The following is a 667-nucleotide window of genomic DNA, read 5'->3' on the forward strand; positions in this document are numbered from 1 at the left end:
CACCCCCCACCAAGGAAGGCCCCTGCGGACCAGACAACAGCTGATCAGGATTGTGCAGCACCGCCAGCTCCCGCATCGCCCGAGAAGCCCACAACCCCGCCACATCCTTAGGAAACTTGTGCCGGTGCGACAGGTTGTCAGCAAGATCGTTCTGGAATGTCTTGCGGATTCTGGTGTGGCTGGCTGGGGAGCGCTTGCGCTCGTCGAAGGTAGCCATACCAGCCAGGATCTCCTTGGCGCTCATCAGGCTCAGAGCCGTGAATTGCCCATCGAGCTGACGCGTCATCTCCCCCGGCAACCCACTCGAGGACTTACCCGTGTGATACGACACCACCACCGGGCCCACCTTGTCACACCACCGATCAGCCCCCACCCGGGCACCAGCCGCCTTCAAGGCAGCAGGGCCCTCCCACACCAGCACCGACCGGCCCCCAGCAGACCCCGGGGTAAACATGTCCCCAGCCACCAGACCACCAGCACCCCGACCAGAACCCCCGCCGGGAGCAGGCCGACGCGAACCCCCGCCGCTCACAACCCACCCCCAGAACCGTTCAGACCAGAACCACCCAGGTCACCAGAACCAGCAGTCCCACTCGGACCACCCGGGTCACCGGGGCTTCCAAGGTCGTCGGAGTCGCCGGGGGTGCCTGTGTCTGTGCTGTCGGAG

Annotated in this window: 1 protein-coding gene; it reads right to left on the bottom strand. The window is 65.5% G+C overall.

The genetic code is table 11. The annotated features are described in order from the left end of the window. A partial coding sequence (locus tag RIV14_RS13685; RefSeq protein WP_309325272.1) for a polymorphic toxin type 15 domain-containing protein occupies positions 1-286 on the bottom strand: 286 nt, incomplete at its 3' end. Between the last annotated feature and the right edge of the window lie 381 nt (positions 287-667).

The organism is Actinomyces acetigenes (genome assembly GCF_031296635.1).
Classification (GTDB): Bacteria; Actinomycetota; Actinomycetes; order Actinomycetales; family Actinomycetaceae; genus Actinomyces; species Actinomyces acetigenes.